This is a genomic window from Pseudonocardia sp. McavD-2-B (genome assembly GCF_024124365.1).
Classification (GTDB): Bacteria; Actinomycetota; Actinomycetes; order Mycobacteriales; family Pseudonocardiaceae; genus Pseudonocardia; species Pseudonocardia alni.
Map to the genome: position 1 here is coordinate 1 of NZ_JAMXSG010000225.1, position 9,889 is coordinate 9,889.

Genomic DNA, 9,889 nt, shown 5'->3' on the forward strand with positions numbered 1-9,889 from the left:
CGCGACCGGAGCGGCGGAGGCGACCGGTGCCGTGCCCGCCGCCCCGGCCAGCGCGAGCGCCACGACGACGGGAACGAGCAGCCGGGCGGCGGGTCGGCGCGGGGAACCCGGGCCGGCGGGGGTCGTCACCGTTGCAGCATGACCCACGGCCCGGCGGAACGGGCCGCCCGCTGCGGGCCCGGCACCACGGACCGCGCCCCGCGGCACGGTCAGCGCTCGACGATCTCCTTGACCCGGTCCAGGCTGTGCTCCAGCCCGTCGCGCATCAGGGCCTCGCGGTCCCGGCCCAGGATCCCGCTGCGCTGCAGCAGCCGTACCGGCAGCGCAGCCTCGCCGGTCTTCTCCCGCCAGGCGACGACGGTCGTCGCCCCGTCCCCGGCCGGCTCCAGGACCCAGCCCCAGGCCGTCTTCGACTCGCCGACCACGAAGGTGAACCGGCGGGCCGGCTCGCACTCGGTGACCCGGCAGTGGGTCGACCAGCGGATCCGGCCGCGCCGGTTCCCGCCGGTGAACCTGGCGCCCACGGCGGGCCCCGTCGCGTCGCCGCGCCACCGTCCCCCGGTGGCCTCCGGGCTCCACTCACCGGCCCGGGTGATGTCCGAGACCAGCTCCCACACCCGCTCCGGTGGGGCCTGCACCGTACGTTCCGCGCGATCCATCGATCCTCCTCCGAGACTGCTGTCACCTCCCGGGTACAAGATCGTCCGGGTGTGCGGACGGTACCGTCCGTCAACCGCTCGACGATTCCGCGTCACGGCCGTGTTTCGAGTTCTGCCGAAACCGTTGTCCAGCGGTTACCGTCCCGTCCGGACATGCGCCGCCGAGCGGTGGCGCCGGAGGGGGAGGTCACCTCGTGCGGATCAACCAGCGCATCGGAGGCAGGGGCCGGTACGCGACCGCGATCGCGCTCGTGGCCGCGGCGGCACTCACGCTCGCGGGCTGTGCCCGCGACACCGGCGGGGGCGACGGCGCCCAGGCCGGGGAGTGCGAGCGCGTCGCGCCGCCGTCGGTCCCGGCAGCCTCGGCCCAGCCGGCGCCGGAGGCTCCGAAGGCGGACGCGAGCCGGCTCAAGGTCGGGCTGGCCTACGACATCGGCGGCCGTGGCGATGCCTCGTTCAACGACGCGGCGGCCGCCGGCCTCGACCGCGCCGTCGCCGAGCTGGGGCTCCAGAAGGCCAACACGCGCGAGGCGACAGCCCAGGCGGGGGAGAGCGAGGACGCGGGCACCAACCGCCTCCGCCAGCTCGCCCAGGGCGGGTTCAACCCGATCGTCGCGGTCGGCTTCAACTACGCCACCGGCGTGAAGACCGTCGCGACCGAGTTCCCGAACATCCAGTTCGCCATCGTCGACGACGACACGGTCGACCTGCCCAACGTCAAGCCGCTGGTCTTCGCCGAGGAGCAGGGCTCGTTCCTGGTCGGCGCCGCGGCCGCGCTGAAGACCTCGACCTGCAAGGTCGGGTTCATCGGCGGCGTCGACAACCCGCTGATCCAGAAGTTCGACGCCGGCTACGAGCAGGGTGCCAAGGCCGTCGCGCCGCAGATCGACGTCGAGTCTGCCTACATCTCCCCGGCCGGCGACTTCACCGGCTTCAACGACGCCACCCGCGCCACCGAGATCGCATCCGGCCAGTACGACGGCGGCGCCGACATCGCCTTCGCCGCGGCGGGCCAGTCGAACCAGGGTGTCTTCGCGGCCGCGCAGACCGCGCAGAAGAAGGCCATCGGCGTCGACTCCGACCAGTACAACTCGCCGCAGCTGACGCAGGTCCGCGACACGATCATGACGTCGATGATCAAGCGGGTCGACGTGGCGGTCTACGAGTACATCAACGCGGTCGCGGGCAACGCCGTCGCGACGCTCCCGGCGCGATTCGACCTCGCCAACAACGGTGTCGGCTACTCCACCTCCGGTGGCCAGGTCGACGACATCGTCCCGCAGCTCGAGGCGTACAAGGCCGCGATCATCGCCGGACAGATCGACGTCACGTCCACGAAGTGACCGACGAGCGCCACGCGGTCGAACTGCGCGGGATCACCAAGCGGTTCCCCGGCGTCGTCGCGAACGACGGCGTGGACCTCACCGTCACCCACGGTGAGGTCCATGCCCTCTGCGGCGAGAACGGGGCCGGCAAGTCGACCCTGATGAAGATCCTCTACGGGATGCAGACGCCCGACGAGGGCACGATCGTCGTCGACGGGGCGGACACGCACTTCCGCAGCCCCGCCGACGCCATCGCCGCGGGGATCGGGATGGTCCACCAGCACTTCATGCTGGCCGACAACCTGACCGTCGCCGAGAACGTGCTGCTCGGCGCCGAGCGCCTGCACGGCATCGGGAAGGCGGCCCGGGCGCGGATCACCGAGCTGTCCGCGACCGTCGGGCTCGCCGCCCGGCAGGACGCGCTCGTCGAGCACCTCGGCGTCGCCGACCGGCAGCGCATCGAGATCCTGAAGGTGCTCTACCGCGGCGCCCGCACGGTGATCCTCGACGAGCCGACCGCGGTGCTGGTCCCGCAGGAGGTCGACGAGCTGTTCGCGACCGTGCGCCGGATGCAGGGCGACGGCTACACGTTCCTGTTCATCTCGCACAAGCTCGACGAGGTCCGCGCCGTCGCCGACCGGATCACCGTGATCCGCCGCGGCCGCACGGTCGGCACCGCGGACCCGCTGACCGTGACCAACCGCGAGCTGGCGGAGATGATGGTCGGCTCGGAGCTGCCCTCGCCGGAGACCCGCGAGTCGACCGTGACCGACCGCGAGGTGCTGCGCGTCGAGGGCCTCGGGCTGACGAGCCCGGACGGCGGCCGCGACCTGCTCGACGGCGTCGACCTCGTCGTGCACGCCGGTGAGGTGCTGGGCATCGCCGGCGTCGAGGGCAACGGCCAGACCGAGCTCGTCGAGACGGTCATGGGGATGCGCAGGCACGCCCGTGGCCGGGTGCTGCTGAACGGCACCGACATCTCGGCGAACTCCACGATGGCCCGCCGCGAGGCCGGCATCGGCTACGTCCCCGAGGACCGGTCCCGCCACGCCCTGCTCGGCGAGCAGCCGCTGTGGGCGAACCGGATCCTCGGGTTCCAGTCCCGACCGCCGATCGCCCGGCGCGGGCTGCTGGACACCGCCGCCGCGCGCACCGACACCGAGCGGATCGTGCGCGACTTCGACGTGCGTACCCCCGGAATCGACGTCATGGCGGCCGCGCTGTCCGGTGGCAACCAGCAGAAGCTCGTCGTCGGACGGGAGCTGTCCGGCGACCCGGTACTGCTCATCGCGGCCCACCCGACCCGCGGTGTCGACGTCGGCGCACAGGCAGGCATCTGGGCCGAGCTGCGCCGCGCCCGCGCGGCCGGGCTCGCGGTGCTGCTGGTCTCGGCCGACCTCGACGAGCTGATCGGCCTGTCCGACACCCTCGCCGTCATCTCCGGCGGGCGGCTGGTCGGCACCGCCGATCCCGCGACCGTGACCCCCGAGGAGCTGGGTACCAAGATGACCGGAGCCGCCACGTGAGCCGGCTGCGGGGCGCCGTCGTCGCGCCCGTCCTCGCGATCGCGGTCGCCGCCCTGCTCTGCGGGGTCGCACTCGTGATCAGCGGGGCGTCGCCGTGGACGGCGGTCACCACCATCCTCGCGCAGGTCGGGTCGGGCACGGTCGTCGTGGACACCGTGAACTCCGCCGCCGTCTACTACCTCGCCGCCCTGGCCGTCGCGATCGGCTTCCAGATGCGGCTGTTCAACATCGGCGTCGAGGGCCAGTTCCGGGTCGCCGCCTGCGTCGCCGCGATCGTCGGCGGGACGGTGGCGCTCCCGCCCGTCCTGCACACCGTGCTGATCATGGTGGTGGCGCTGCTGACCGGCGCCGCCTGGGTCGCGATCCCGGCGCTGCTCAAGGCCTACCGCGGCGTCTCCGAGGTCATCTCGACGATCATGCTGAACGCGATCGCCACCGGGCTGATCGCCTACCTGATCCGCGCCGAGACCTTCGGCGAGCTGCGCGGCAACAACATCACCACCCCGCCGATCCCCGAGTCGGGCTGGTTCCCCGGGATCCCGGTCGGCAACGGCGCGATCTTCGGGATGGTGTTCGTCGCGGCCGCGCTGGGCATCGGCTACTGGTTCCTGCTCGGACGCACCCGGTTCGGCTTCGAGCTGCGCGCCTCGGGCGAGTCGGCGACGGCCGCCGCGACCGGCGGGGTGAACGCGCGCCGCACGATCGTCGTCGCGCTGCTGCTCTCCGGTGCGGTCGCCGGGCTGGTCGGATTGCCCGAGCTGCTCGGGCGCGACCACGCCTACACGCTGTCCTCGCCGCAGGGCTACGGCTTCACCGGCATCGCGATCGCGCTGCTGGGCCGCAACCACCCCGTCGGCATCGCGCTGGGCGCGCTGCTGTGGGCGTTCCTGGACAAGTCCGCGGTGGCGCTCGACGTCGTCGGCATCCCGCGGGAGATCGTACTGATCATGCAGGGCCTGATCGTGCTGTCGGTGGTCGTCGCCTACGAGGTCGTCCGCCGGGTCGAGCGCCGGGCCGAGCAACGGCGGGTCGCCGCGGCGGCCCCCGCACCACAACCGGCGGAGGTGTCGTCGTGACCGCGGTGCTGGATCGTGCGCGGTCCCTGCCCGGCTGGGCCCGGTCGGCGCTGATCGCGGCCGTGCTCGTCGCCGTCCTGTCGGTCACGGTGACGCTGACCGGCCAGATCCAGCTGACCTCCGGTGGCACCGCGTCCGCCGCGGTGCGGCTGGGGCTGCCGATCCTGCTCGCCGGCCTGGGCGGCCTCTGGGCCGAACGCGCCGGAATCATCAACATCGGCCTCGAGGGCATGATGGTGCTCGGCACCTGGGGCGCGGCCTGGGCCGGCTACCAGTGGGGGCCGTGGGCGGCGATGCTCGGCGGGCTGGTGTTCGGCGCGCTCGGCGGGCTGCTGCACGCCGTCGCGACGGTGACGTTCAACGTCAATCACATCGTCTCCGGCGTCGCGATCACCCTGCTCGGGACGGGGCTGACGAAGTACCTGGCGACGCTGGTCTTCACCCCGGTCTCGCAGAACCCGCGCCAGTCCCCGCGGCTGGAGGGCTTCACCGAGTTCTCGATCCCCGGGGTCTCCGAGGGCCTCGCGGCGCTGGAGGCCCAGCAACGGGTGTTCGTCTCCGACCTCGCCGGGTTGCTGTCCGGGCTGGTCACCGGCCTGACGCCGATCCTGGTCATCGGGGTCGCGCTGGTCCCGGTGAGCTACCTCGTGCTGTGGCGGACGGCGTTCGGGCTGCGGCTGCGCAGCGCGGGTGAGTCGCCGGTCGCGGCGGAGTCGCTCGGCGTGAACGTGGTGCTGCACAAGTACGTCGCGGTCACGATCTCCGGCGCGCTCGCCGGGCTCGGCGGTGCGGCCCTGGTGCTCAACCCCGGCCAGCTCGGCTACCTGGAGAACCAGGTCGGCGGCCGCGGGTACATCGGCCTCGCCGCGATGATCTTCGGCAACTGGCGGCCCGCCGGGCTGCTCGTCGGCTCGGCGCTGTTCGGCTACGTCGACGGCCTGCAGCTGCGTGCCGGCGGTGAGGCGGTGCACGCGCTGCTCTACGGCGCGACGCTGGTCGCGGTCGTCGTCGCGGTGCTGTGGGCGATCCGCCGGATGTGGACCGCCGCCGCCGTCGCGCTCGTCGCGGGGCTGCTGGTGTACGCGGTCTACTGGTCGGTCGACACCGTGCCCAGCGAGTTCGCCTCCTACGCCCCGCAGCTCGTCACGCTGATCGTGCTCGCGGCGGCCTCGCAACGACTACGACCACCGGCCCGGCTCGGCGAGCCGTACCGGCGCGGGGAGGGACGCTAGATGGCAGGCGGGGGACCGTCCGGAGCGGGCGCGGACATGATGCGGCCCGACGCGCCCGTCCCGGACTGGGACGCCCTGCGGGCCGCCGCGGTGCAGGCCGCGGCCTGGGCGTACGCGCCGTACTCCCGGCTGCGCGTCGGCGCGGCCGCACTCGTCGACGACGGGCGGGTGGTCACCGGCTGCAACGTCGAGAACGCCTCCTACGGTCTCGGCGTCTGCGCAGAGGTGACCCTCGCCGGGCAGCTGCGCCTCTCCGGCGGCGGACGGCTGCTCGCGGTCGCCTGCCGCTCCGGCGACGGCGACCTGCTCATGCCGTGCGGACGCTGCCGCCAGGTGCTCCACGAGTTCGGCGGCGCCGCCCTGCTCTGCGACACCCCGCGCGGGGTGCTGCCGTTCACCGAGGTGCTGCCCGACGCGTTCGGCCCGGAGGATCTCCCGTGAGCTTCTCCGCGGTCGAGGTCATCGCGGCCAAGCGCGACTGCCGCACGCTGTCGAGGGCCCAGATCGACTGGGTGGTCGACGCCTACACCCGCGGCGAGGTGGCCGACGAGCAGATGGCCGCGCTGGCCATGGCGATCCTGCTCAACGGCATGGAGCCCGGCGAGATCGCGCACTGGACCCAGGCGATGATCGACTCCGGCGAGGTCCTCGACTTCGGCGACGTCGGACGCCCGCTGGTCGACAAGCACTCCACCGGCGGCGTCGGGGACAAGATCACGCTGCCGCTGGCGCCGCTCGTCGCGGCCTGCGGGGCGGCGGTGCCGCAGCTGTCCGGACGCGGGCTCGGCCACACCGGCGGCACCCTGGACAAGCTGGAGGCCGTCCCCGGCTGGCGCGCCTCGCTGACCACCGACGAGATCACCGCGCAGCTGCGCGAGGTCGGCGCGGTCGTCTGCGCGACGACGCCCACGCTCGCCCCCGCCGACAAGCGGCTCTACGCGCTGCGCGACGTCACCGGCACCGTCGAGTCCGTCCCGCTGATCGCCAGCTCGATCATGAGCAAGAAGCTCGCCGAGGGCACCGGCGGGCTGGTCCTCGACGTGAAGGTGGGGTCCGGCGCGTTCATGAAGACCCTGCCGCGCGCCGGGGAGCTCGCCGACGCGATGACCGCGATCGGGGCCGCCCACGGCCTCCCGACCACCGCGCTGCTCACCGACATGTCCCGCCCGCTGGGCCGCTGCGTCGGCAACGCCCTGGAGGTCGCCGAGTCGGTCGAGGTGCTGCGTGGTGGGGGACCGGCGGACCTGGTGTCGCTCACCGTCGCGCTGGCCACGGAGATGCTCGCCCTCGCCGGTCTGCCCGACGCCGACCCGGCCGCCGTGCTCGCCTCCGGTGCCGCGTACGACGTGTGGGAGCGGATGATCGCCGCGCAGGGCGGGGACCCGTCCGCACCGCTGCCGGTGGCCGCGCACGTCGAGACGGTCGTCGCCGAGCGGTCCGGGATCTTCGCCGGGGCCGACGCGCTCGCCGTCGGCACGGCGGCCTGGAAGCTCGGAGCCGGGCGCGCCCGCAAGGAGGACCCGGTACAGGCCGGGGCCGGGGTCCGGCTGCTGGTCGACCCGGGCGACGAGGTCCGTCCCGGCACCCCGCTCGCCGAGCTGCACACCGACGACGACGCCCGGCTCCCCACCGCCCGCCGGCTGCTCGCGGGAGCGGCACTGATGATCACCACGGACCCGCCGCCCGAGCGGGACCTCGTCCTCGACGTCCGCCGGGGCAGCTGACCCGGCCCGGCCGGGGTCGCATGCGACCCCGAACGGCGTCAGGTGGCTGACGGGACGTGACAGATCTTCCTGCGTCCGCGTGCCGCATTCGTGCCGAAACGTAACTCTCGGTGTCTCCGTCCGTTACGCACAGTGTGAACCGTTCGCCGGCGACGATGCCGTCCCCCAGCCACGTCCCCGTGTCACCGGACCGCGCGGGGGTGACGGCGGGCCCCGACGTCTGGACCGCGGCCGAGGCGAGCGAGGACTTCCGCGAGCTCCGCGCGCGCCTGCTGCGTTTCGTGCTGCCGGCGACCGCGGGCTTCCTGGGCTGGCTGTTCCTGTTCGTGGGGCTCAGCGCCTGGGCGCCCGGGCTGCTCGGCACCCGGGTGCTCGGCGACCTCACGCTGGCGCTGGTGCTGGCCATCGGGCAGTTCGTCACGACGTTCGCGATCACCGCGCTGTACGTCCGGTACGCCGGCCGCCGGCTCGACCCGCTCGCCGACGAGATCCGTGAGCGTCTCGAGCGGGGCCACCGGTGACCGCAGCCGTCGCGGCCGTGTCCCCGGCCCCCGGGGACCCGCTGCTCAACATCCTGGTCTTCTCGTCGTTCATCCTCCTGGCCTTCGTCCTGGTGCTGCGGGTGCGGCGGCGCTCGTCGGCGGCCCGGGACTACTACACCGGGGGCAGCGGCTTCACCGGTCCGGAGAACGGCCTGGCCCTGTCCGGGGACTTCCTGTCGGCCGCGACGTTCCTCGGCATCGTCGGCGCGGTCGCCGTCGCCGGTCCCGACGGGTTCCTCTACGCCGTCGTCGCCTTCGTCGCCTGGCTGGTGGCGCTGTTCTTCGTCGCCGAGATGCTGCGCAACACCGGTCGCTACACGATGGCCGACGTCCTCAGCTACCGGTTGCGGCAGCGCCCGGTGCGCGCGGCCGCCGCGACCTCGGCGGTGGTGATCTCCACGCTGTACCTGCTCGGCCAGCTCGCGGGCGCGGGCGGCCTGCTCGCGCTGCTGCTGAACATCACCGACCGCGCCGGGCAGTCCGCGACGATCGCCGGGGTCGGGGCCGTGGTCATCGGGTACGTGCTGATCGGCGGGATGAGCGGCGCGACCTGGATCCAGATCGTGAAGGCGGTCCTGCTGCTGGCGACCGGGATGATCATGGCCGCGTTCGTGCTCGGCACGACCGGTCTGAGCCTGCCCGCGCTGCTGACCGCGGCGGTCGCGAACCACCCGCGCGGCGAGGCCGTGCTGTCCCCGGGGCTGCTGTACGGCGGTGGCCTGACGGCCAACCTGGACCTGCTGTCACTGGCCGTCGGCGGTGTCCTCGGTGTGGCCGGGCTCCCGCACATCCTCATGCGCTTCTACACCGTCCCCGACGCCCGGCAGGCCCGGAAGTCGGTCGTGTGGGCGATCTGGCTGATCGGCGCGTTCTTCCTGCTGGTACTGGCGCTCGGGTACGGCGCCACGGCGCTGGTCGGGCCGGAGGCGATCCTCGCCGCGCCAGGCGGGGTGAACTCGGCGGCGCCGCTGCTGGCACTGCAGATCGGCGGGCCGGTGATGCTGGCGCTGGTCTCGGCGGTCGCCTTCGCGACGATCCTCGCGGTCGTCGCCGGTCTGATGATCACCGCCGCGGCCGCGTTCGCCCACGACGTGTACGCCCAGCTGCTGCGCCGCGGGCAGGCCACCGCGGCCGAGGAGGTCCGCGTCGCCCGGCTGACCACCGTCGTCATCGGGCTCGTCGGCATCGCCGGGGGCATCCTGGCCAACGGCCAGAACATCGCGTTCCTGGCCGCCCTGACCTTCGCGATGGCCGCCTCGGCGAACCTGCCGACGCTGCTGTACTCGCTGTTCTGGAAGGGGTTCACCACGACCGGTGCCCTGTGGAGCATGTACGGCGGCCTCACCGTCACGCTGACACTCATCGTGTTCTCGCCCGCGGTGTCCGGGGCGCCGACGGCGATGCTGCCCGACCTCGACTTCGCGTGGTTCCCGCTGGCGAACCCGGGCCTGGTGTCGGTCCCGGTGGGCTTCCTGCTCGGCTACCTCGGCTCCGTCCTGGGCCGCGAACGCCCCGACGCCGCCGGGCATGCGCAGATGTCGGTCCGGGCGCTGACCGGGGCCGGACTGCAACGTGCGGTGCCCGAGGGCCTGCCGGCGCCGCTCCCCACCGGCCACGGTGCCCACCCGGCCCCCGCCGGTCACGGCGTAACCCCGGTCCCCACCGGTCACGGAGCCCACCCGGACCCCGCCGGTCACGGAGTCCACCCGGCCCCCGCCGGTCACGGTGCCCACCCGCGCCCCGACGGTCCTGCGGCCCACCCGGGCCCGGCCGGTCCCGCGGTGCACCGGGGCCCGGCCGGGCCC

General features: G+C 73.6%; 8 protein-coding genes and 1 pseudogene. 8 read left to right on the forward strand and 1 reads right to left on the reverse strand.

Annotation, left to right across the window (positions count from 1 at the left end; translation table 11 throughout):
* Nucleotides 1-209: 209 nt before the first annotated feature.
* Nucleotides 210-659, reverse strand: a complete 450-nt coding sequence (locus NH602_RS23310) for an SRPBCC family protein (RefSeq protein ID WP_253068909.1) — start codon at nucleotides 657-659, stop codon at nucleotides 210-212.
* Between the two features lie 194 nt (nucleotides 660-853).
* Between NH602_RS23310 and NH602_RS23315 the strand changes: the two genes are divergently transcribed.
* The 8 genes and pseudogenes from NH602_RS23315 to NH602_RS23350 all read left to right on the forward strand — a co-directional run.
* A complete protein-coding gene (locus NH602_RS23315; RefSeq protein WP_161151581.1) occupies nucleotides 854-2,002 on the forward strand; it encodes a BMP family protein in 1,149 nt (382 codons plus the stop codon).
* A complete protein-coding gene (locus NH602_RS23320) occupies nucleotides 1,999-3,510 on the forward strand; it encodes an ABC transporter ATP-binding protein (protein WP_073576401.1) in 1,512 nt (503 codons plus the stop codon). The genes NH602_RS23315 and NH602_RS23320 overlap by 4 nt, the downstream gene beginning before the upstream one ends.
* A complete protein-coding gene (locus NH602_RS23325; RefSeq protein ID WP_062397669.1) occupies nucleotides 3,507-4,586 on the forward strand; it encodes an ABC transporter permease in 1,080 nt (359 codons plus the stop codon). Before NH602_RS23320 ends, NH602_RS23325 begins: the two co-directional genes overlap by 4 nt.
* Nucleotides 4,583-5,818 (forward strand): ABC transporter permease, encoded by a 1,236-nt coding sequence (locus NH602_RS23330; RefSeq protein WP_100878700.1) that lies wholly within the window; start codon nucleotides 4,583-4,585, stop codon nucleotides 5,816-5,818. The genes NH602_RS23325 and NH602_RS23330 overlap by 4 nt, the downstream gene beginning before the upstream one ends.
* 39 nt (nucleotides 5,819-5,857) lie before the next feature.
* Complete coding sequence (locus NH602_RS23335; RefSeq protein ID WP_073576845.1) at nucleotides 5,858-6,259, forward strand: cytidine deaminase; 402 nt, start codon at nucleotides 5,858-5,860, stop codon at nucleotides 6,257-6,259.
* Nucleotides 6,256-7,542 (forward strand): thymidine phosphorylase, encoded by a 1,287-nt coding sequence (locus tag NH602_RS23340; protein ID WP_179761852.1) that lies wholly within the window; start codon nucleotides 6,256-6,258, stop codon nucleotides 7,540-7,542. Before NH602_RS23335 ends, NH602_RS23340 begins: the two co-directional genes overlap by 4 nt.
* Nucleotides 7,543-7,697: 155 nt before the next feature.
* Nucleotides 7,698-8,063, forward strand: coding sequence for a DUF485 domain-containing protein (locus NH602_RS23345; protein WP_256495560.1), 366 nt, complete (start codon nucleotides 7,698-7,700; stop codon nucleotides 8,061-8,063).
* Nucleotides 8,060-9,664, forward strand: a pseudogene (locus NH602_RS23350) (cation acetate symporter); the annotation flags it as partial. The gene NH602_RS23345 and the pseudogene NH602_RS23350, both read left to right, overlap by 4 nt.
* Between the last annotated feature and the right edge of the window lie 225 nt (nucleotides 9,665-9,889).

Bases quoted from the DNA above. Each gene is read 5' to 3' on its own strand.
- NH602_RS23310 (WP_253068909.1), bottom strand. From the start codon at position 659: ATGGATCGCGCGGAACGTACGGTGCAGGCCCCACCGGAGCGGGTGTGG.
- NH602_RS23335 (WP_073576845.1), top strand. From the start codon at position 5,858: ATGCGGCCCGACGCGCCCGTCCCGGACTGGGACGCCCTGCGGGCCGCC.
- NH602_RS23345 (WP_256495560.1), top strand. From the start codon at position 7,698: ATGCCGTCCCCCAGCCACGTCCCCGTGTCACCGGACCGCGCGGGGGTG.